Here is a 21082-nt window from a genome sequence, read left to right as displayed (position 1 = left end):
TGACAGGCTCGCCATGCTGCGCCCGATCAGATGTTGCGCGCCGACATCGCCGAGCGCCGCCACCGAAACATCGACCATATCCTGCGTGTAGCTTTGATGCGCCCACAGCCCGCGCGAGGCAAAGAAGCCCGAGACGACGCAGTCGAGTACCTCCAGCGGCGGTTCGGCGTCGAAGTCGAGCTGCATCGTCGACGACACGATGCCGAGCAGCTTGCGCAGGTCGAAGACGTTCCAGCTGTCCTGCCCGAAGATGCGGACATCGGCACCCCAGGCAGGATAAAGCTGGCGCGCGATCAGCTTGACCAATGTCGATTTGCCCGAACCGTTGGCGCCAAGGATCGCGGCGCTCTCGCCCGCCGGGATGGTCAGCGCGGGCAGATCGAGAATGCACGCATCGTCCGCCATGACGCGGACGTTCGACAGCGCGAGCAGGGGAGAATCGTCGACCATGCCGGCGCGTTGAGCATGACCGCGCGCGCGAGGGAAGTGGAAAGGTGGGCGGGGAGGCCGCTTTGAGGGCGGGGAGCCCCCACAAACGTTATTTTCAGTTCGATCTCATGCAATTCCGTGTTTGGCGACCTTGATTAGCAGGTCGGCACCTTCTTTGCGGTTCGCTGTTTCCGGCATCCCCTTGTTTATGAGATCGCCAAGCTTCTCTGCGAGAGGGGTGCATTTCTGAAAGCGATACAGGTTCGCTTCACCGTGCGCAGGTTCAATATCGGTGGACCGCCAACCCGCTCTCTCCATGTCGCTTTTCAGGCACTGCCAATGGACTTCGTATGCCTCAAACACGACGAAGTTGCTTTGCTGCATTCTTTGGCCCGAAATATGTTCAAATAGTGGTCTAGCAAGCCAGGCAACCCCGACTGCCAGCACTAGCGCCAATGCTACGACCAGTTCGATCCAGTCGAGTAACAGTTCCATCACATCGAGACCTCTTGCTAATTGGCTACCTGTATGCCGATTAGGGCCTAAGGATTTCCTACGTCCGCAATCGGTCCTTACCTGCCATCCATGCCGATCCGGCCCGACGACCCTCACCGACCGGAAAGCCGCCCCCTCCAATCTCCGCTTGCCGACTCCCCGCAACGCGCCTATATGCACGCTCACTCCTAGACATGGGTAGCCAGATAGGACGTCGGGGCCGCGGGCCGCGGCGGCCGTAAGCGCATGGCTTTTCCGGTCGCGATATTTGGGAATGAAGCTTGGTCGATTTCGACGTCCTCAATGCGATCATCGCACCCGAAGCCGAGGCGATGGGCCTTGCGCTCGTGCGCGTCGCCTTTTTCGGCGGCGAGGAAGACCCGACGCTGCAGGTGATGGCCGAACGGCCCGATACGCGCCAGCTGACGATCGACGATTGCGCCGATCTGTCGCGCCGCATTTCGGACCGGCTCGACGCGCTGGAGGAAGCTGGCGAGGATCCGATCGAGGGCGCCTATCGCCTCGAAGTGTCGTCGCCCGGCATCGACCGCCCGCTGACGCGTCCCGCCGACTTTGCCGACTGGGCGGGGCATGAGGCGAAGGTCGCGCTGAAGGAAAAGCGTGACGGGCGCCTGCGCTTCAATGGCGAACTCGCCGGCATCGACGCCGGCATCGTCACGATTTTCGACAAGGAAGGGATCGAGCACAAGCTGCCGTTCGACGCGATCGACACGGCCAAGCTCGTCCTTACCGACAAATTGATTGCCGCAACCGTCCCGCTCTCGATCGAGGGTGCCGACGACATGGAAGAAGAAGGACAGGACTGATGGCCACTGCCATTTCCGCCAACAAGGCCGAACTGCTCGCGATCGCCAACAGCGTCGCCAGCGAGAAGATGATCGACAAGGGCATCGTCATCGAGGCCATCGAGGAAGCGATCCAGCGCGCGGCGCGCGCCCGCTACGGCGCCGAGAACGACATCCGCGCCAAGCTCGACGCGCAGACCGGCGACCTGCGCCTGTGGCGCGTCGTCGAGGTGGTCGAACAGGTCGACGATTATTTCAAGCAGGTCGACCTTGCCGCCGGCCAGAAGCTGCAGAAGGATGCGAAGGTCGGCGACTTCATCGTCGATCCGCTGCCCGCGGTCGACCTTGGTCGCATCGACGCCCAGTCGGCGAAGCAGGTGATCTTCCAGAAGGTCCGCGAAGCCGACCGCGAGCGCCAGTTCGAGGAATATAAGGACCGCGCGGGCGAGATCATCACCGGTGTCGTAAAGTCGGTCGAATTCGGCCACATCGTCGTCAATTTGGGCCGCGCCGAAGGCGTGATCCGCCGCGACCAGCAGATCCCGCGCGAACTGATGCGCGTCGGCGATCGCGTCCGCGCGCTGATCCTGTCGGTGCGCCGCGAAAATCGCGGGCCGCAGATTTTCCTCAGCCGCGCGCACCCCGACTTCATGAAGAAGCTGTTCGCGCAGGAAGTCCCAGAAATCTACGACGGCATCATCGAGATCAAGGCCGCGGCGCGCGATCCGGGCAGCCGCGCCAAGATCGGCGTCATCAGCTATGACGGCTCGATCGACCCCGTCGGCGCTTGCGTCGGCATGAAGGGCAGCCGCGTTCAGGCGGTCGTCCAGGAAATGCAGGGCGAAAAGATCGACATCATTCCCTGGTCGGAAGACACCGCGACCTTCGTCGTCAACGCGCTGCAGCCCGCGACGGTGCAGCGCGTCGTCATCGACGAAGATGACGGCCGTATCGAAGTCGTCGTTCCCGACGATCAGCTCAGCCTTGCCATCGGCCGCCGCGGCCAGAACGTCCGTCTCGCCAGCCAGCTGACCGGCAAGCAGATCGACATCATGACCGAGGCCGACGCGAGCGAAAAGCGCCAGCGCGAATTCGTCGAACGCTCGACGATGTTCCAGGAAGAACTCGACGTCGACGAAACGCTCGCGCAGTTGCTCGTCGCTGAAGGCTTCGGCGAACTCGAAGAAGTCGCTTATGTGCCGCTCGACGAACTGGCGAGCATCGAAGGCTTCGACGACGAGCTGGCCGAAGAGCTGCAGAGCCGTGCGACCGAAGCGCTCGAACGCCGCGAAGAAGCCGCGCGCCAGGAACGCCGTGGGCTTGGCGTCGAGGATGATCTGGCCGAACTGCCGCACCTGACCGAAGCGATGCTCGTCACGCTCGGCAAGGCCGGGATCAAGACGCTCGACGATCTGGCCGACCTCGCGACCGACGAACTGATCGCGAAGAAGCGCAGCGAGAATCGCCGCGGCCCGGCGCGCGAGCGTTCGGAACGCGCCGAGGACAAGGGCGGCGTGCTCGGCGAATATGGCCTGTCGGAAGAACAGGGCAACGAGATCATCATGGCGGCGCGTGCGCACTGGTTCGACGACGAACCGGCTGCCGAAGCCGAAGCCCAGACCGGGGAGGCCGCCGATGCGGACCCCGCGCAATGATCAGCTAGGCGACAGCAGCCGCGCGGGGCAGCGCGGACAGCACGCGCCCGAACGGCGCTGTGTGGTAACCGGCGACGTGGCGCCGGCCGGACGGCTCGTGCGCCTCGCGCTCGGGCCCGACGGCACGATCGCGCCCGACGTGCTCGGCAAGGCGCCGGGGCGCGGCGCGTGGATCGGCGTCGACCGCGACGCGCTGGAAGCGGCGCAGGCGAAGGGCAAGCTCAAGGGCGGGCTGGCGCGGGCGTTGCACGAAGGCGCGTTCACGATTCCCGAGCGGCGGGATGCTGATCCTCGGCAGCGAACGGATCGAGGACGCGGCGCGCCGCGGACAGGTCCGCCTGCTCCTGCATGCGAACGATGCCGGCGAGGACGGGCGCAAGAAACTGGCGCAAGCGTGGCGCGTCGGCGAGGACGACGAAGGCTCGGGCCGTGAAGGCACGGTCTTGCCGGTGGACCGATACACCCTATCTATGGCATTGGGGCGTGAAAATGCGGTGCATCTGGGCGTGACCGACGCCCGTGCCGCTGACCGGGGGCTCACCGACGCCGCTGGGGGCGTCGGCCTGCTCCATGGTCGGCACCGAGCCCTGCGAGGCACTGCGCGTCGAGCGGCTCGAACGGGTCCGGGTGACGACCTTCGGCGCCTCCGTGGGCGCCGGGGCGGCCGGTTCGGGTGCGCTGGGCTGCGTCGTCGGGTCCACGACCACGGCCGCGGCCTCCCCCGTCGTCAGGGGCGTCGTACGCCGGGCGGCGCGACGCGTCCGCGTCACGACCCCCTGGCTGCCGGCGGGCTTGTCGGCCTCCTTGCCGGCCTCCTTGCCGGCCGGCTCCTCCACGGGCTGCTCGGCAGGCTGCTCAGCGGTGGGCGTGGGCTCCTCGGCCACCGGCTGGGGCACCGGCTCGGGCGCGGTCTCCTGCGCCGGCTCGGTCGTCGCGGTCGTCTCGACGGCAGGCGCCTTCGGCTGCGAGCTGCGCTTGCGCTGGCGCTGCTGCACCTGCGGCTTCTCGGGCGCCTTCTCGGCAGCCTTCTCGGGCGCGGCGGGGGTGCTCGTCGACTCCTCCGCGGGCGCGTCCGACGCCTCGTCCTGCGCAGCCTCGGCCGCCTTGTCGGCCCGCGCCATGGCGGCGACGTCCTTGGGCGAGGGAGCCCCACCCTGGTTGCCAGCCTGGTTGCCGCCCTGGTTGCCGGACTGGCCGCCCTGGTTGGACTGGTCGCCACCGCCCTTGCCCTTGCCTCCGCGCGAGCGACGTCCTCGGCCACCGCGGTCGTCGTCGTTGCCGCCGCCCTTGGGCTCCACCGGGTGGTCGTGGACGACCAGGCCGCGGCCCTGGCAGTGGGTGCAGGTCTCGCTGAAGGCCTCGAGCAGGCCGGTGCCGATCCGCTTGCGGGTCATCTGCACCAGGCCGAGCGACGTCACCTCGGCCACCTGGTGGCGGGTGCGGTCGCGACCGAGGCACTCCACGAGGCGTCGCAGCACGAGGTCGCGGTTGCTCTCGAGCACCATGTCGATGAAGTCGACGACGATGATGCCGCCGATGTCGCGCAGCCGCAGCTGGCGCACGATCTCCTCGGCGGCCTCAAGGTTGTTCTTGGTCACCGTCTCCTCGAGGTTGCCCCCGGAGCCGGTGAACTTGCCGGTGTTGACGTCGACGACGGTCATCGCCTCGGTGCGGTCGATCACGAGCGAGCCGCCGGACGGTAGCCAGACCTTGCGCTGCAGCGCCTTCTGGATCTGCTCGTCGATGCGCAGCACGTCGAAGGAGTCGCGGCCGTCGTGGTCGGCGGGCGACCACTCCTGCAGCCGCTCCGCCAGGTCGGGCGCGACGTGGCGGATGTAGCCGGAGATGTTGTCCCAGGCGTCGGAGCCCTCGACCACGAGCGACGCGAAGTCCTCGTTGAACAGGTCGCGCACGACCTTGATGACGAGGTCGGGCTCGGCGTACAGCAGCTGCGGGGCCTTCGCCTTCGGCGAGGCGTCGTCGTCGAGCCCGGCCTTGACCTTGATGTCCTCCCAGCGGGCGGTCAGCGCCGTGACGTCGCGGGTGAGCTGGTCCTCCGTGGCCCCCTCGGCGGCCGTGCGCACGATGACGCCGGCGTCCTCGGGCAGCACCTCCTTGAGGAGGGCCTTGAGCCGCGAGCGCTCGGTGTCGGGCAGCTTGCGGGAGATGCCGTTGGACTGTCCGCCGGGCACGTAGACGAGGAAGCGACCGGGCAGGCTGATCTGGCTGGTGAGCCGCGCGCCCTTCTGGCCGATGGGGTCCTTCGTGACCTGCACGAGGATCTGCTGGCCGGGGCTCAGCGCCTCCTCGATCTTGCGCGCCTTGCCGTTCTGCACGCCGCTCCAGTCGACCTCGCCGGCGTAGATGACGGCGTTGCGACCGGCGCCGATGTCGACGAACGCGGCCTCCATGCTCGGCAGCACGTTCTGGACCTTGCCGAGGTAGACGTTGCCGATGAGCGACGTCTGGCTCTCGCGGGCCACGTAGTGCTCGACGAGCACGGAATCCTCGAGGACGGCGATCTGGGTGTAGTTGTCGGTGGAGCCGTGGCTGGTCGCGCGGTGCTGACGCACCACCATCTGGCGGTCGACGGCTTCGCGGCGGGCCAGGAACTCGGCCTCGGAGACGATCGGCGCACGACGACGACCGGCCTCGCGACCCTCGCGACGGCGCTGCTTCTTGGCCTCCAGACGGGTCGAGCCGGACACACCGGCGATCTCGTCCTCGGGGTTGCGGCCCTCACGGACCCGCACGACGGTGTTCTCGGGGTCGTCGGGCGACGCGGACGGCTTGTCACCGGCGCGTGCACGGCGGCGACGACGGCGCGTGGTGCCGCCCTGGCCCTCACCCTCCTGGTCGTCGGAGTCGGCAGCGGCCTGGTCGCCTTCGGCGTCGTCGGTCTGGGACTCGGCGGCGGTGCCGTCCTGGCCCTGGCTCTCGCGCGGCTCGTCGCTCTTGTTCCGGCGGCGTCCGCCACGGCTGCGGCGACGGCGCTTCGAGCCGCCACCCCCACCCTCGCCGGACTCGTCCTGGTCCTGCTCGGGCGCCGTGGTCGCCTCGGCCGTGGTCGCGTCGTCGGTGGACGTCTGCTCGTCGTCCTCGTCGTCGTCCTCGACCTGCGCCGCGGGCGCGGCGACCGGCTCGGGGGCCTGGAAGGCGACGGCGACGGGCGAGACCTCGTCGGCCGGGCGAGCGGCGCGGGGGGCGCGCTTGCGTGCGGGACGCTTGGCGGGGGCCTTGGCAGGCTGCTCCTCGCTCGCACCGGCCTCGTCGGTCACCGGCTCCTCGGCGACGGTCTCGTCGGCCGTGGAGCCCGTCGGCGCGTCCTCGACGGCGGGGTCGGCCGCGGGCTTCGAGGCGGCCTTCTTGCGCGGCGGACGCTTGCGAGCCGGCTTGGCAGCCGGGGCCGCAGCGGCGTCGGCCGTGGTGTCACCGGCGGTCGCCACGTCGTCGGCCGGGGCCTGTGCTGCGGCGTCATCGGCGACGGGTGCCGGCGGCGCGGCCTTGCGGGTGGAGCGTCGCGCGGGCGTCTTGGTGACGACCGTGGCGGTCGGTGCCTTCTCGGCCGGCGGGATGGTCGGCGCGGCGGGGGCGTCCGAGGCGGGCGCCGCGAAGATGTCGGTGCTCACCGCGGCAGGTGGCCCGGCGGGCCGGCCGGCGGCCCGGCGCCTGGTGCGCACCGCGGGGGTGGACTCGGTGGTCGGAGTGTTCGTGTCGTCGTCGAGCATGTGCTCTCCTCAGTCCCCGGGTACGCCGCAGGGCGGACGGGGTTCTGCGTCTGCGGCTCCCGCCCCGAGGGGCCGGTGCCGAAAGTCTTCTGTCGGGCCCGGAGCGCTGGCGCGTCCCGGGGTGGTCGACGTGCGGCCTGTCACTGGCTCCTCGCCCGGCCCGCCGCGGTCAGCACCCGATCAGGGTGCGTCGCGGTCGAGGGCGAGCGGATCGCCGACCGTCCCGGTCCCTGCGTCCAGAGGACCTTGGGCCGAGCGGGTCGCCAGCGGCGTCTGCTCGAGCGTCAAGTCCCCGCGGATGCGGAGTCCGGAGAGTACGTCGTCCGGTCGTACCGACGGGTTCTGGTGCCGGACGACCACGGTCAGTATCGCATACGCCACACCCGGACCGTCGGACGAACCGACCGACAGCGACTGGACGGCGGCCCGCGCGTCGAAGGTGCGCATGCCGCGCTTGGTCATCCGTTCGACGTCGACCTGCTCCGCCGCGAGGAACGCGTCGGCCGCCTCCTGGGCCCGCTCGACCGGCGTGTCGCGCAGCTCGATGACCCACTCGCTGGCCTCCAGGCGGTCGGCGAGCGAGCCTGCGCCCTGCCGTGCCGCGACGACCTCGAGGATGTCGATTCCCGGTGGGAGCGCGTCGTCGAGCGCGGCGCGCACGGCCTCGGGGTCGCGCGTCTCGGTGAGGCCGATCTCGAGGAACTCCGCCTCGCTGGCGGCACCCGTGGGGGCCGCTCCCGCGAAGGAGATCTTCGGGTGCGGCGTGTAGCCGGAGGAGAAGGCGATCGGCACCCGCGCGCGGCGCACGGCGCGCTCGAACGCGCGGCCGAAGTCGCGGTGGCTCGTGAACCGCAGCCGACCACGCTTGGCGAAACGGATCCGCAGCCGCTGCACGATGGGCAGCTGCGGGTTGGGCGCCTCGGGGTTGGGGGTGCCGCGCAGGGTCGTGCTGCCGTCGGACATGTCGTCGAGGGTACCGAGCGACGTCGCGCCGCGGGTCGGGTCGGGTCGCCCGCGCGACGGCCGGGACCCTGGCGTTGGATGGGTCGGTGACCTCCCCCGCCGACCCCACCTCGCCTGGCACGACCTCTTCGGGCACGACCTCGTCGACGCGCAGCGGTCCGGCCTGGTTGGTCGGCGCCGCGATCGTGCTGCTCGCCCTGAACCTGCGGGTCGCCGTCGGCAGCGTCGGCGTGGTGGTCGACCCCTTGCGTGACGACCTCGGAATGAGCGCGACCGTCGCCGGCGTGCTGACGACGCTGCCGGTGCTGTGCTTCGCCGTGTTCGGGGCGACGACGTCGCGGGTGGTCCGCGTCCTGGGCCTCGACCGCACCGCCGCGACGCTGCTCGTGGTGCTGGCGCTCGGCCTGGCGTCCCGCGCGACGGTCGGCTCCACCGTCCCGTTCCTCGTCCTCTCCGTGGTGACGCTCGCCGCCTGCGCGGTCGGCAACGTGATCCTGCCGGCCCTCGCGAAGGAGCACTTCCCGGACCGCCTGGCCCTCGTCGGGGCGCTGTACGGGGCGGCGCTCATGGCCGGCGGTGCGGCCAGCTCGGTGGTCACCGTGCCCGTGTCCGACGCCCTCGGCGACTGGCGTGCCGGTGTGGCCGTGTGGGCGCTGCTCGCCGTCGCCGCCCTGCTGCCGTGGCTCCCGGTGGCGCTGCGGTCGAGCCGGACCGCAGGGCTGGAGCGGCCATCGGGCATCCCGCTGTCGCAGGTAGCCCGCAGCCGGCTCGCGTGGGTGTGCACCCTCTGCTTCGCCGTGCAGGCCGCGCAGGCCTACGCACAGTTCGGCTGGTTCCCGACGATCCTCGCCGACGCGGGCCTCGCGAGCGGCACGGCCGGAGCGATGCAGGGCCTGCTCGCCGCCGTCGGCATCCCGATGACGCTGCTGCTGCCGCCGCTCGTCGCCCGGCTCGGCGGCACCGGCGTGCTGCCGTGGTCGTTCGCGGCGCTCACCGTCGCCGGCTGGGGCGGCGTGCTGGCCGCGCCGACGGCCGCACCGTGGCTGTGGGCCGTGCTGCTCGGCCTGGGCGGGTGCACCTTCACCTGGGTGCTGATCATGTTCGGTCGTCGCACCCGCACCACCGAGGGCACCGCCGCCCTCTCCGCCTTCGCCCAGTCCGTCGGCTACCTCCTCGCCGGCCTCGGCCCGTTCGGCACCGGCCTCCTCCACGACCTCACCGGCTCCTGGACCGTCCCCGTCGTCGTCCTCATGGCCGCCGCCGTCCTCATCGGCTTCCTCGGCACCCTCGTCGACCGTGGCGGCACCGTCGAGGACGACCTCGCGTCCGCGTCGCGGGTGGGGTGAGGGTCGGGCGGGGGTCCGTTCCCGCTGGGAGCGCTGCCTGCGCTGCCGCAGGGGGCCACGACCTGCTGCTGCGCTGCCGCAGGGCGTCTCTACCTGCTGGTGCGCTGCCTTGGCCTTCGCTGTGTCTGGTCTCCGAAAGGGCCTCGACCGGGCGGCTGGCCTCCGCGCTGGTCTGGGGTCTCGGGCTGTGGCTCGGGCACGGAGTGGGCGCAGGGTTCTGCGTTTGCTACGGGATCCCGTCGTGAACGCAGAAGCCTTCGGACTTGAGCGCGCGAACGCAGAGACGTCTGCGCCAACAGCCCGCCAACGCCGAACCTTCGCCCGAGAACCGCAGAGACGAAGAATCCTGCGTCCAAGCGCGAGCCCAGACCAGACCCCGAGACCCGAAGCCGTGGCCAGGACCGCTGCCGGTCGAGGCCCTTTCGGAGGCCACCCCAGCGTGAGCCGAGGCAGCGCACCAGCAAGCACAAGCCACCTACGGCAGCGCAGCAGCAAGAAGAGACCCCGCAGCGCCACGATCACGCAGACGGCACGGGCCTCACACCACGGTGAGCGGCAGCAGCTTCTGCCCGGTCGGGCCGATCTGGATGTCGGTGCCCATCTGGGGGCAGACGCCGCAGTCGTAGCAGGGCGTCCAGCGGCAGTCCTCGATCTCGAGGGCCTCGGGGTCGAGAGCGTCCTCCCAGTCCTCCCACAGCCACTCCTTGTCGAGGCCGGCGTCGAGGTGGTCCCACGGGAGGACCTCGTCGTGACCGCGCTCGCGGGTGGTGTACCAGTCGAGGTCGACGGGCTGGTCGGCGAAGACGTCGGCCGCCTTCGACTCCCAGCGCTCGAAGGAGAAGTGCTCGCTCCAGCCGTCGAAGCGGCCCCCGTCGCGCCACACCTCCTCGATGACGCGGCCCACGCGACGGTCACCGCGCGAGAGCAGTCCCTCGACGATGCCGGGGCGTCCGTCGTGGTAGCGGAAGCCGATGGCGCGACCGAAGCGCTTGTCCGACTGCACCGACTCGCGCAGCTTGCGCAGCCGCTCGTCGGTGGTCTCGTGGTCGAGCTGCGCGGCCCACTGGAACGGGGTCTGCGGCTTCGGCACGAAGCCACCGATGCTCACGGTGCAGCGGATGTCGCGCCGCCCCGACGCCTCACGTCCGGCCTCGATGACCTTCTTGGCGAGCACCCCGATCTGGAGCACGTCCTCGTCGGTCTCCGTCGGCAGGCCGCACATGAAGTAGAGCTTCACCTGCCGCCAGCCGTGCGAGTAGGCGGCGGTGACGGTGCGGATGAGGTCGTCCTCGGTGACGGCCTTGTTGATCACCTTGCGCAGCCGCTCGCTGCCGCCCTCCGGCGCGAACGTCAGGCCGGAGCGTCGGCCGTTGCGGCTGAACTCGTTGGCGAGCGTGATGTTGAAGGCGTCGACCCGCGTCGACGGCAGCGACAGTGACGTGTTCGTGCCCTCGTACCGGTCGCCCAGCTGCTTGGCGAGGTCGCCGATCTCGGTGTGGTCGGCGCTCGACAGGCTGAGCAGGCCGACCTCCTGGTAGCCCGACCGCTGCAGCCCGGTGTCGATCATCTCGCCGATGGTCTGCAGCGACCGCTCGCGCACCGGGCGCGTGATCATGCCGGCCTGGCAGAACCGGCAGCCGCGCGTGCACCCGCGGAAGATCTCGACGGAGTAGCGCTCGTGGACGGTCTCGGCGAGCGGCACGAGCGGGTTGCGCGGGTAGGGCCACTGGTCGAGGTCCATGACGGTGTGCTTGCGCACGCGCCAGGGCACGCCGTCGCGGTTCGGCCGGACCGACGCGATGCGGCCGTCGTCGTGGTAGTCGACGTCGTAGAAGCGCGGGACGTAGACGCCGCCGGAGGCCGCGAGGCGCAGCAGCAGCTCGTCGCGTCCGCCCGGACGTCCCTCGTCCTTCCACTCGCGCACGACCTCGCTGATCGCCAGGGCGATCTCCTCGCCGTCGCCGAGCACGGCGGCGTCGAGGAAGTCGGCCACCGGCTCGGGGTTGAAGGCGCTGTGCCCGCCGGCGAGGACGATCGGGTCGTCGTCGGTGCGGTCGGCGGCGTGCAGCGGGATGCCGGCGAGGTCGAGAGCGGTGAGCATGTTCGTGTAGCCGAGCTCGGTGGCGAAGGAGATGCCGAGCACGTCGAACGCCCGGACGGGGCGGTGCGCGTCGACCGTGAACTGCGGGATCGCGTGCTCGCGCATCACCGCCTCCATGTCGGCCTGCACGGCGTAGGTGCGCTCGGCGAGCAGCCAGTCGCGCTCGTTGAGCACCTCGTAGAGGATCTGGACGCCCTGGTTGGGCAGACCCACCTCGTAGGCGTCGGGGTACATCAGCGCCCAGCGGACGCTGACGTCGTCCCACTCCTTCACCGTCGCGTTGAGCTCGCCGCCGACGTACTGGATCGGCTTGCCGACGGTGGGCAGGAGGGGCTCGAGACGAGGGAAGACGGACTCGACGGACATGCCCTCCAGGGTACGGGGCGAACGGGCGTGGTCGAGACCCCGCGGGCTCGGTCCCTGCGTCCGACCTGAGAGAACCTGCCGCGGCTCTCAGTCTCGACGTCTACAGTGGAGGCTTCGTCCCGGGCCCTTCCCCGCCCCGTCCCCGAGCCTGCAGGAGGCCGTGGGCTCCAGCCCCGCCGCCGCGGCCACCGAGGAGGCCGGGCTGCGTCCCGTCGCCGCGATCGCGACGCCGCTCGCCGCCGCGCAGCGCGTGTCCGACGCCGTGCTCGTGCAGCAGGAGGCCGACTCGAAGGTCGACGAGCTGAAGGCGAAGGCCGAGGGTCAGCGTGCCGCCAGCGAGCGCGCCGCCGACGAGGCCCGCGAGGCCGCAGCCCGCGCGGAGGCGCGTCGCAAGGCCGCCGCCGAGGCCAAGGCGGAAGCCGCTCGCCAGAAGGCGCTCGAGGATGCCGACCCCCGCGCCGTCGCGCAGGCCATGCTCGCCGACTTCGGCTGGGACGCCAGCCAGTTCCAGTGCCTCGACAACATCTGGACGCAGGAGAGCGGCTGGCAGGTCGACGCCGAGAACCCCGGCTCCGGCGCCTACGGCATCCCGCAGTCGCTGCCCGGCTCGAAGATGGCGTCGGCCGGCTCCGACTGGCAGACGAACCCCGCCACGCAGATCCGGTGGGGTCTGGGGTACATCCAGGACCGCTACGGATCCCCCTGCGAGGCGTGGTCGTTCAAGCAGGGTGCCGGCTGGTACTGAGCCGACGTCCGTAGGCTCTCCTGCCATGGGTCTGTTCAACCGGCGCAAGCCGCCGATCACGCTCTCCTACGTCCCGAAGTCGACCGATCCCGACGCACCCGACCAGACGGTCACGCTGCGCAACGGCTCCGAAGTCGGCCTGCGTCCGATCCTGCGCTTCGTCCCGCGCGACGTGTACGGCCGTGAGCTGCCGAACGTCGAGGTGGGCACCGTGCTGGGCATCGACCGCGGCGAGGTCGTCGCGCCGCCCGGCGCGAGCGCCGTCGACGTGCTGCACTTCCACGGGCAGGGGGCCCGCAACGTGCGCGGCGTCGAGGTGCACGTCGAGGCCATGGAGCAGGTCGACCTCCACGGTGTCGTCGCCCCCGTCGAGGCCGTCATGGTCGACCTCGAGGAGCGCGCGACCCTCGAGCCTGCCGAGTTCTGGGGCGTCGGCCTCGTGAACCGCAACGAGGTGCCGATCAGCGTCGGCGTCACGCTCGTCGAGTACGAGGACCGGGTCGGGGACGCGCCGCGCCAGGCGGTCGACGCCGTGACCCTCCAGGGCACCGTCGACATCGCCTCGCAGTCGCACGAGGTCGTCTGGCTGCCCGAGGAGGTCCGCGGACGCTTCCACGGCGTCCTCGCCCACGTCGTCGTCCCCTGGGCCGGCCCCGCCGACCCTCCCCCGCTCGACCCCGCCTGACCTGGCTGGTGGGGACGCACGATTCTGCGTTCCTGAGCGATCCTGCGCACCGGGCCAAAGAATGCTGCGTTCACGTCCGGATCCCGTCGCGACCGCATAAGCGCTCGAGCTCGGCACGCGAAGGCAGCATCGTGCGCGCGGTTGTGGACGGGCCTACGCCGACGACACGGTCGTCCACAGCTCGCGACACCCGTCCCCGTCACAGCGCGGAGCCAGGCAGCGTGGACGCATGGACACGGTGTTGAGCATCCGCGAGGCGCAGGACCTCTTCGGCGCGTGGCCCGTCCGGCGGCGCATCCGTGACGGCCTCTGGACCCGCCCTTGCCGCGGTGTCGTCGTCACCCACAATGGACCACTGAGCCAGCACGAGCGCGACCTTCTGGCGCTCGCGTCGTCACCCCCGCGCTCGGCCCTCGGCGGGGCCGCGGCGCTGCGCCACGACGGGTTCGACGCCCGCGACCCGCGCCACCTCGTCGTGCTCCCGTCGGGGGCACGCGCACCGTCGTGGCCGGGTGCGACCCCGCACTGGTCCGGCGCGCTCGATGACGACGACGTGCATCCCGAGCGTCGTCCACGCCGCACACGGCCCGCTCGGTCGGTGCTCGACGCCGCCTCGTGGCACGGCAGCGAGCGGTACGCCCGCTGGATCGTCATCAGCGCGCTGCAGTGCGGGCTCGTCACGCCCCGGCACCTGCGCGAGGCCCTGACCCGACGCGGTCGGTGCCGCCACCGCAGCGTCATCGTCTCCTCGATCCTCGACGCGTCGGGAGGCATCCAGTCGGTGCCCGAGCGCGACTTCGCCGCGATCTGGCGCGCGAGCGGGCTGCCCCGAGCCAGCAGGCAGGAGGCAGTCCGCGGACCGAGCGGGCGCTTCTACCTCGACGTCTGGTGCGAGCAGCTCGGGTTCGGTGTGGAGGTCCACGGGATCCCGCACCTCGCGGTTGAGCAGTGGGACGACGACCTGGTGCGCGCCAACGAGGTGGTGATCACCGGTCGGCACGGCCTGACCTTCTCCTCCTACGCGGTGCGGAACCACCCAGGGAGCGTCCTGGACCAGCTCGACCGCATCGCTCGGGCGCACGGCTGGGAGGGCGCCCCGGCACCCGAGCTCCTGCCGCGCTCCCCGAACCGGCGCACGATGCGACGTTCCCGTGCGTGACGGTCCACGACGCTGCGTTCGTGTCGGGATCCCGTCACCGACGCAGCATCGTTCGGCCGGCCGCACACGAACGCAGAATCTTGCGCCGAGGTGGGGTCAGGCGAGGGACGGGAACCAGAGGGCGATCTCGCGGGCGGCGGACTCCTCGGAGTCCGACGCGTGGACGAGGTTCTCGCGGTTCGACAGCGAGAGGTCGCCGCGGATGGTGCCGGGGGCGGCGGCGCGGCCGTCGGTGGCGCCGTTGAGCGCACGGACGACGGCGATGGCCTCGTCGCCCTCCAGCACGAGGGAGACGAGCGGGCCCGAGGTCGCGAACGCGCGCAGCGGCGGGTACCAGGGCTGCTCGACGTGCTCCGCGTAGTGGGCGTCGGCCTGCTCGGCGTCGATGGCGCGGTGCTCCATCGCCACGATCGTGAGGCCCTTGGCCTCGTAGCGGCGGAGGACCTCGCCGACGAGGCCGCGGCGGACGGTGTCGGGCTTGAGCAGGACGAGCGTGCGCTGGGACATGCCCTCAACCTAGCGGGGGCGGGGCTCCCCGCCCGACCGTGGTGGCTGCGTCGGTAGCGTGGGACACGACCTCCGGCGGCGGGGGCGCGGGCCCTCACCCACCACCTGGCGGCGGCACGACGCGTCCTCGACCGTCGACCCGCGAGCCCCGGAGGAACCGTGAGCAACCAGCCGTGGTGGCGCCACGCCGTCATCTACCAGGTCTACCCGCGCTCGTGGGCCGACGCGGACGGCGACGGCGTCGGCGACCTGCCCGGCATCACGTCGCGCCTGGAGCACCTCGCCGACCTCGGCGTCGACGCGCTGTGGCTCTCGCCCTTCTACGTCTCCCCGCAGAACGACGGCGGCTACGACGTGGCCGACTTCCGCGACGTCGACCCGCTGTTCGGCACGCTCGCCGACCTCGACGCCCTCGTCGCGCGCGCCCACGACCTCCGCCTGCGGGTGGTCGTCGACGTCGTGCCGAACCACACGTCGAGCGAGCACCCCTGGTTCCGCGCCGCGCTCGCCGCCGGTCCCGGCAGCCCCGAACGCGCCCGCTACGTGTTCCGCCCGGGCCGCGGCGACGACGGCTCCGAGCCCCCGAACAACTGGCAGTCCAAGTTCGACGGCCCGGCCTGGACCCGCACGACCGACCCCGACGGCTCCCCCGGCGAGTGGTACCTGCACCTCTTCGACGGCTCGCAGCCCGACCTCGACTGGACGAACCCCGAGGTGCACGCCGAGCTGGAGTCGGTGCTGCGCTTCTGGCTCGACCGCGGCGTCGACGGGTTCCGCATCGACGTCGCGCACGGCCTGGTGAAGGCCGACGGGCTGCCCGACGCCGACCTCAGCCTCGACGAGACCCGCGACCGCAGCAGCCTCCTGCCCATGTGGGACCAGCCCGGCGTGCACGACGTGTACCGCCGGTGGCGCGCGCTCGTCGAGGAGTACCGCGGCACGCAGACCGCGCTGTGGGGCGAGGACGACGACCGGATGCTGTGCGGCGAGGCCTGGGTGCAGCCCGCCGAGGCGCTCGCCGCGTACGTGCGGCCCGACGAGCTGCACCAGACCTTCAACTTCTCCTTCCTCATGACGCCGTGGCGGGCCGACGCCCTGCGCGCGTCGGTCGACGACGCCCTGGCCAGCGCCGGCGCCGTCGGTGCGCCGCAGACGTGGGTGCTCTCCAACCACGACGTCGTGCGTCACGCGACGCGTCTCGGCCGGTCCGACGCGACCCAGGTGGCCGAGGTCGAGGGGATCGGACCGCGCGACGAGCAGCCCGACCCCGTGCTCGGTCTGCGCCGTGCTCGCGCGGCCACCGCGCTCATGCTCGCGCTCCCCGGATCGGCCTACCTCTACCAGGGCGAGGAGCTGGGCCTGCCCGACCACACGCGGCTGCCCGACGAGGTGCTGCAGGACCCGACGTTCGCGCGCTCGGGCGGCACCCGCCACGGACGCGACGGGTGCCGCGTGCCCGTGCCGTGGGCGTCCGACGGCCCGTCGCTGGGCTTCGGGCCCGGCGAGCCGTGGCTGCCGCAGCCTCCCGGGTACGCCGACCTGGCGCCCGGTCGTCAGCGTGGCGTCGAGGGCTCGACGCTCGAGCTCTACCGCCGGCTCCTGCGCGTCCGTCGCGAGCTCGGGCTCGGCACGGCCACCCTCACGTGGCTGCCCGACGCCCCGCCCGACGTGCTCGCCCTGCGGCTCCTCGACGCCGACGGCACGCGCGTCGCGGAGGTGCGCACGAACCTCTCCGACGCCCCCGTCACGCTCCCCGCCGGCGAGGTCCTCGTGGCCAGCGGCGACCTCGACGACGGCCGGCTCCCGTCGGACACGACCGTGTGGACACGCCTCACCGGGTCCTGACCGATCGTCCCGGTCCTGGGTTGCGTCGTCGTCGGCGCGCCCCTACGTTGAGGAGTCCCGTGTGGCGCCGATCACCACGGGACGAGCGAACGGGAGGCAGCTCATGACGGGCAGACGACGACGGACCGCAGCGGTGGTCGCGAGCGTCGCGCTCGGCTCCTCGCTGCTCGCCGCGTGCGGCGGGTCGAGCGGGAAGCCGACGCTGACCTGGTACATCAACCCCGACGGCCAGGACACGCTGAACGCGCTGGCCGACAGGTGCAGCACCGACGACTACGACATCGACATCCGGCTGCTGCCCGCCAGCGCCACCGACCAGCGCACGCAGCTCGCGCGGCGGCTCGCGGCCGGCGACAGCTCGACCGACCTGATGAGCCTCGATCCGGTGTTCGTGCCGGAGTTCGCGAACGCGAAGTGGCTCAAGCCGTTCGAGGGCGAGCAGGCCGACGCGGTGCTCGACGACGACGTCCTCAAGGGCGCTGCCGAGACGGTCACGTGGAACGACGAGGTGGTCGCCGCGCCGCAGTGGGCCAACACCCAGGTGGTCTGGTACCGCAAGTCCCTCGCGCAGGCGGCCGGTCTCGACATGAGCCGGCCCGTCACGTGGGACCAGGTGATCGACGCCGCCTCGCAGGAGGGCGGCACCGTCGGCGTCCAGGCCAACAAGTACGAGGCCTACGTCGTGTGGATCAACAGCCTCATCCAGGGCGCGGGCGGCAACATCCTCGACCCGTCGACCGTCGAGGACGGTCGCGACGCCAAGGTCACCATCGACAGCGAGGCTGGCAAGGAGGCCGCCGCCGTCATCCGGAAGCTGGCGAGGTCCAAGGCCGCGCAGCCCGACTTCACGACGTCGAACGAGGGCACCAGCCTCGGCCAGATGTTCCCGGCCGAGGGGCCCGGTGAGTTCATGACCAACTGGACCTTCGTCTACAAGAACTACGAGGGACTCGTCGGCAAGGCGGGCGGACCGAAGGACGAGGACGAGCTGAAGGACCTCGGCTGGGCCCGCTACCCACAGACCGTGGAGGGCGAGGAGTCGCGGCCCCCGATCGGCGGCATCGACATCGGCGTCGGCGCCTTCTCGAAGCACCCCGACTTCGCCCAGGAGGCCGCCGTGTGCGTCACGAACGCCGAGGCGCAGCGCGACCTCGCCGTCAACGAGGGCCTCATGCCGGCGCGCCAGTCGGTCTACGACTCCGCAGCGCTCAAGGACGCCTACCCGGCCGACCTGCTCGCCCTGTGGGCCGAGAGCATCGACACCGGCGGCCCGCGCCCGAAGAGCGCGTTCTACAGCCAGATCTCGAGCGCGATCCAGTCCGTCTGGCACTCCCCGCGCCAGGTCGACCCCGACACCACGCCGAAGAAGTCGGCCGACTTCCTGGGCGCCGTCCTCCGAGGGGAGGCCCTGCTGTGAGCACCTCCACCGCCACCCGCGCCTCCGACCGCAGCCGCGGCGAGAACCGGCTCGCCCTGAGGCTGGTGGCGCCGGCCGTCGCGCTGATGCTGCTCGTCACCGCGTTCCCGATGCTGCGTGCGCTCTACCTGTCGCTCTTCAGCTACTCGCTGACGGCTCCCGACGAGCGCGAGTTCGTCGGCCTCGACAACTACGTGACGGCCCTGACCGACAGCCTCTTCTGGCGCGACACCGCGAACACCGTCTTCATCATGGTCGTGACCGTCGCCGTCGAGCTGGTCATCGGCTTCGCCTTCGCGATGGTGATGCACCGGCTGATCTTCGCCCGCGGGCTCGTGCGGACCTCGATCCTCATCCCCTACGGCATCATCACCGTCGTCTCCGGCTTCGCCTGGCAGTTCGCGTTCTCCAACACCAACGGCTTCGTGAACCAGTGGCTGCCGTTCGTCGCCGACGACTTCAACTGGTTCGCGAGCTACGAGAGCTCGATGGTCGCGATCATGGTGTCGGAGATCTGGAAGACCACGCCGTTCATGGCGCTGCTCCTGCTCGCCGGTCTGGCCCAGGTGCCCGAGGACATGCTCGAGGCGGCCAAGGTCGACGGCGCCACGTGGTGGCAGCGGCTGTGGAAGGTGATCCTGCCGAACATGCGCGCCGCCATCATGGTGGCGGTGCTGTTCCGCGCGCTCGACGCCTACCGCATCTTCGACAACATCTTCGTCATGACCGCCGGCGCCAACGGCACCGAGTCGATCTCCTTCCTGACCTACCGGCAGGTGATCGAGCAGTTCCAGCTGGGCATCGGCTCGGCCCTCTCGGTGCTGCTGTTCCTCTCGGTGCTGGTGGTCGCCTTCCTCATCGTCAAGATCTTCCGCGTCAACCTCGCGGACGCGCGGCAGGAGGCGTGAGATGACCAAGAACCCCCTCACCCGCGTCGGCACGCTCGTCGGCTTCGTCCTGATCCTGCTGTGGTGCCTCCTGCCGGTGGCCTGGATCATCTCGTTGTCGTTCAAGAGCCAGGAGGCGGTCACCAACGGCAGCCCCGGGTTCCTCCCCGGCGACGCCTGGACGGGCCTCGACAACTACCGACAGGTGCTGCAGGACGACAACTTCCTGCTCGCCATCCGCAACTCGATCGTCGTGTCGCTGAGCGCCACGCTGATCTCCGTCGCCCTGGCCACGCTCACCGCGTACGCGGTCGCGCGACTGGAGTTCAAGGGGAAGCGGTTCGTCCTCACCACCGCGCTCGTGATCGCCATGTTCCCCGTGGTCTCGCTGGTCGGGCCGCTGTTCGACATGTGGCGCACGTTCGGGCTGTACGACACGTGGTGGGGCCTGATGATCCCCTACATCTCCTTCACGCTGCCCCTCGCGATCTGGACGCTCTCGGCCTTCTTCCGCGAGATCCCGTGGGAGATGGAGCAGGCCGCGCAGGTCGACGGCGCGACGTCGTGGCAGGCGTTCCGCAAGGTGATCGTCCCGCTGGCGGCGCCCGGCGTGTTCACCGCCGCGATCCTGACGTTCTTCTTCGCGTGGAACGACTTCGTCTTCGGCATCTCGCTCACGTCGACCGAGCGTGCCCGACCCATCCCCGCGGCGCTGTCGTTCTTCGTCGGCGCCGACCCGTTCAACCGGCCGGCCTCGCTGCTGGCGGCCGCCGCCGTCGTCGCCACGGTGCCGGTCATCCTCCTCGTCCTGTTCTTCCAGCGAAAGATCGTCGCGGGCCTCACCGCCGGCGCAGTGAAGGGTTGATCCATGGCCACCATCGAGATGAAGAACATCGTCAAGAAGTACGGTGACGGCTTCCCCGCGGTCAACGACGTCAGCATCGACGTCGCCGACGGCGAGTTCCTGATCCTCGTCGGCCCCTCGGGCTGCGGGAAGTCGACGCTGCTGCGGATGATCGTCGGCCTGGAGGACATCACCTCCGGCGACATGGTCATCGGCGGCGAGCGCGTGAACGACCTCGCGCCGCGCGACCGCAACCTGGCGATGGTCTTCCAGAACTACGCGCTCTACCCGCACCTCACGGTGTACGAGAACATCGCCTTCCCGCTGCGGCTGAAGAAGCGCCCCGAGAAGGAGATCGACGAGAAGGTCCGTCAGGCGAGCAGGACGCTCGACCTCGACGAGCACCTCGAGCGCAAGCCCGGCAACCTGTCCGGCGGTCAGCGCCAGCGCGTGGCGATGGGTCGCGCGATCGTCCGCGACGCGAAGGCGTTCCTGTTCGACGAGCCGTTGTCGAACCTCGACGCGAAGCTGCGCGGCCAGATGCGCACCGAGATCGCCCGGCTGCAGAAGCAGCTCGGCATCACCACCGTCTACGTCACGCACGACCAGACCGAGGCCATGACGCTCGGCGACCGGGTGGCCGTCATGAAGCGCGGCGTCCTGCAGCAGCTCGCCTCGCCCCGCGAGCTGTACGAGCAGCCCGTCAACCTGTTCGTGGCCGGCTTCATCGGCTCCCCGCCGATGAACTTCCTGCCCGCGACCGTCGAGGACGGCCAGGTCACGCTGCCGTTCGGCACGTTCCCGCTGCCCGCCGACAAGGCCGAGCGCACCGAGGGCAAGGGGCTGCTGCTCGCGGGCATCCGGCCCGAGCACTTCGAGGACGTGTCCGTGATGGCCGACGACGCGGTCGACGGCACGCGCACGTTCCAGGCCCACGTGGACGTGCGCGAGTGGCTCGGCGACCAGCAGTACGCCTACGTGCCCTACGACGCCGAGGCGCAGGTCCAGGACCAGCTGCGCGACCTCGCCCGCGAGGCCGACAGCGAGTCGCTGCGCACCCAGCTCGTCGTCTCGCTCGACGCGGCGAGCGGCGCGCAGGGCGAC

Annotated in this window: 18 protein-coding genes; 12 read left to right on the top strand and 6 right to left on the bottom strand. The window is 70.8% G+C overall.

Annotated features, from left to right (window positions below):
* On the bottom strand, positions 1-450 hold a 450-nt coding region (locus A6Q81_RS11040; RefSeq protein ID WP_286690467.1), incomplete at its 3' end, for an ATP-binding cassette domain-containing protein.
* A gap of 105 nt (positions 451-555) precedes the next feature.
* Positions 556-924: a hypothetical protein gene (locus A6Q81_RS11035; RefSeq protein ID WP_286690466.1), complete on the bottom strand. Its 369-nt coding sequence runs from the start codon at positions 922-924 to the stop codon at positions 556-558.
* Positions 925-1205: 281 nt separating this feature from the next.
* Here A6Q81_RS11035 and rimP point away from each other — a divergent pair, with 281 nt between their 5' ends.
* From rimP to A6Q81_RS11020, 3 genes are read left to right on the top strand one after another with little or no spacing between them, the layout of a single operon-like run.
* Entirely contained in the window at positions 1206-1751 is a 546-nt protein-coding gene (rimP, locus tag A6Q81_RS11030) for a ribosome maturation protein RimP (protein ID WP_286690465.1), read from the top strand.
* On the top strand, positions 1751-3385 hold the full coding sequence (gene nusA, locus A6Q81_RS11025; RefSeq protein ID WP_003042722.1) for a transcription termination factor NusA: 1635 nt from the start codon (positions 1751-1753) through the stop codon (positions 3383-3385). The genes rimP and nusA overlap by 1 nt, the downstream gene beginning before the upstream one ends.
* Positions 3366-3818 (top strand): YlxR family protein, encoded by a 453-nt coding sequence (locus A6Q81_RS11020; protein WP_286690464.1) that lies wholly within the window; start codon positions 3366-3368, stop codon positions 3816-3818. Before nusA ends, A6Q81_RS11020 begins: the two co-directional genes overlap by 20 nt.
* 31 nt (positions 3819-3849) lie before the next feature.
* Here the strand turns inward: A6Q81_RS11020 and A6Q81_RS11015 are convergent, their stop codons facing one another.
* A complete protein-coding gene (locus A6Q81_RS11015; protein WP_286690463.1) occupies positions 3850-7113 on the bottom strand; it encodes an Rne/Rng family ribonuclease in 3264 nt (1087 codons plus the stop codon).
* A gap of 180 nt (positions 7114-7293) precedes the next feature.
* On the bottom strand, positions 7294-8076 hold the full coding sequence (locus A6Q81_RS11010; RefSeq protein ID WP_067858965.1) for a TIGR03936 family radical SAM-associated protein: 783 nt from the start codon (positions 8074-8076) through the stop codon (positions 7294-7296).
* 86 nt (positions 8077-8162) lie between these two features.
* Between A6Q81_RS11010 and A6Q81_RS11005 the strand changes: the two genes are divergently transcribed.
* Positions 8163-9422 carry an MFS transporter gene (locus A6Q81_RS11005; RefSeq protein WP_083516422.1) on the top strand — a complete coding sequence of 420 codons (1260 nt, stop codon included), beginning with the start codon at positions 8163-8165 and terminating at the stop codon, positions 9420-9422.
* 538 nt (positions 9423-9960) lie between these two features.
* Here A6Q81_RS11005 and A6Q81_RS11000 read toward each other — a convergent pair.
* On the bottom strand, positions 9961-11889 hold the full coding sequence (locus A6Q81_RS11000; protein WP_286690462.1) for a TIGR03960 family B12-binding radical SAM protein: 1929 nt from the start codon (positions 11887-11889) through the stop codon (positions 9961-9963).
* Positions 11890-12049: 160 nt separating this feature from the next.
* Between A6Q81_RS11000 and A6Q81_RS10995 the strand changes: the two genes are divergently transcribed.
* The 3 genes from A6Q81_RS10995 to A6Q81_RS10985 all read left to right on the top strand — a co-directional run bounded on the left by A6Q81_RS10995 (position 12050) and on the right by A6Q81_RS10985 (position 14478).
* Complete coding sequence (locus A6Q81_RS10995; protein WP_286690461.1) at positions 12050-12634, top strand: aggregation-promoting factor C-terminal-like domain-containing protein; 585 nt, start codon at positions 12050-12052, stop codon at positions 12632-12634.
* 25 nt (positions 12635-12659) lie between these two features.
* Positions 12660-13319, top strand: a complete 660-nt coding sequence (locus tag A6Q81_RS10990; protein WP_286690460.1) for a hypothetical protein — start codon at positions 12660-12662, stop codon at positions 13317-13319.
* A 229-nt stretch (positions 13320-13548) separates the two neighbouring features.
* Positions 13549-14478: a hypothetical protein gene (locus A6Q81_RS10985; RefSeq protein WP_286690459.1), complete on the top strand. Its 930-nt coding sequence runs from the start codon at positions 13549-13551 to the stop codon at positions 14476-14478.
* Positions 14479-14574: 96 nt separating this feature from the next.
* Here A6Q81_RS10985 and ndk read toward each other — a convergent pair whose 3' ends face one another.
* Complete coding sequence (gene ndk / locus A6Q81_RS10980) at positions 14575-14985, bottom strand: nucleoside-diphosphate kinase (RefSeq protein ID WP_067858982.1); 411 nt, start codon at positions 14983-14985, stop codon at positions 14575-14577.
* Positions 14986-15144: 159 nt separating this feature from the next.
* Between ndk and A6Q81_RS10975 the strand changes: the two genes are divergently transcribed.
* From A6Q81_RS10975 to A6Q81_RS10955, 5 genes are all read left to right on the top strand, one after another.
* Positions 15145-16830 carry a glycoside hydrolase family 13 protein gene (locus A6Q81_RS10975; RefSeq protein ID WP_286690458.1) on the top strand — a complete coding sequence of 562 codons (1686 nt, stop codon included), beginning with the start codon at positions 15145-15147 and terminating at the stop codon, positions 16828-16830.
* Between the two features lie 103 nt (positions 16831-16933).
* Entirely contained in the window at positions 16934-18247 is a 1314-nt protein-coding gene (locus tag A6Q81_RS10970; protein ID WP_144433765.1) for an extracellular solute-binding protein, read from the top strand.
* Complete coding sequence (locus tag A6Q81_RS10965; RefSeq protein ID WP_083516424.1) at positions 18244-19155, top strand: carbohydrate ABC transporter permease; 912 nt, start codon at positions 18244-18246, stop codon at positions 19153-19155. The genes A6Q81_RS10970 and A6Q81_RS10965 overlap by 4 nt, the downstream gene beginning before the upstream one ends.
* Before the next feature lies 1 nt (position 19156).
* Positions 19157-19999: a carbohydrate ABC transporter permease gene (locus A6Q81_RS10960; RefSeq protein ID WP_067858990.1), complete on the top strand. Its 843-nt coding sequence runs from the start codon at positions 19157-19159 to the stop codon at positions 19997-19999.
* A gap of 3 nt (positions 20000-20002) precedes the next feature.
* Positions 20003-21082, top strand: a 1080-nt coding sequence (locus tag A6Q81_RS10955) for an ABC transporter ATP-binding protein (RefSeq protein ID WP_286690457.1), incomplete at its 3' end; no start/stop codon positions are given.

It is taken from the genome of Aeromicrobium sp. REDSEA-S38_B2 (assembly GCF_001628525.1).
GTDB lineage: Bacteria > Actinomycetota > Actinomycetes > Propionibacteriales > Nocardioidaceae > Aeromicrobium > Aeromicrobium erythreum.
The sequence above is the reverse complement of the archived record's forward strand: the minus strand, read 5'-3'. Positions and strand labels throughout refer to the sequence as shown.

Bases quoted from the DNA above. Each gene is read 5' to 3' on its own strand.
- A6Q81_RS11035 (WP_286690466.1), bottom strand. From the start codon at position 924: ATGGAACTGTTACTCGACTGGATCGAACTGGTCGTAGCATTGGCGCTA.
- nusA (WP_003042722.1), top strand. From the start codon at position 1,751: ATGGCCACTGCCATTTCCGCCAACAAGGCCGAACTGCTCGCGATCGCC.
- A6Q81_RS11020 (WP_286690464.1), top strand. From the start codon at position 3,366: ATGCGGACCCCGCGCAATGATCAGCTAGGCGACAGCAGCCGCGCGGGG.
- A6Q81_RS11015 (WP_286690463.1), bottom strand. From the start codon at position 7,113: ATGCTCGACGACGACACGAACACTCCGACCACCGAGTCCACCCCCGCG.
- A6Q81_RS11010 (WP_067858965.1), bottom strand. From the start codon at position 8,076: ATGTCCGACGGCAGCACGACCCTGCGCGGCACCCCCAACCCCGAGGCG.
- A6Q81_RS11000 (WP_286690462.1), bottom strand. From the start codon at position 11,889: ATGTCCGTCGAGTCCGTCTTCCCTCGTCTCGAGCCCCTCCTGCCCACC.
- A6Q81_RS10990 (WP_286690460.1), top strand. From the start codon at position 12,660: ATGGGTCTGTTCAACCGGCGCAAGCCGCCGATCACGCTCTCCTACGTC.
- A6Q81_RS10985 (WP_286690459.1), top strand. From the start codon at position 13,549: ATGGACACGGTGTTGAGCATCCGCGAGGCGCAGGACCTCTTCGGCGCG.
- ndk (WP_067858982.1), bottom strand. From the start codon at position 14,985: ATGTCCCAGCGCACGCTCGTCCTGCTCAAGCCCGACACCGTCCGCCGC.
- A6Q81_RS10970 (WP_144433765.1), top strand. From the start codon at position 16,934: ATGACGGGCAGACGACGACGGACCGCAGCGGTGGTCGCGAGCGTCGCG.
- A6Q81_RS10960 (WP_067858990.1), top strand. From the start codon at position 19,157: ATGACCAAGAACCCCCTCACCCGCGTCGGCACGCTCGTCGGCTTCGTC.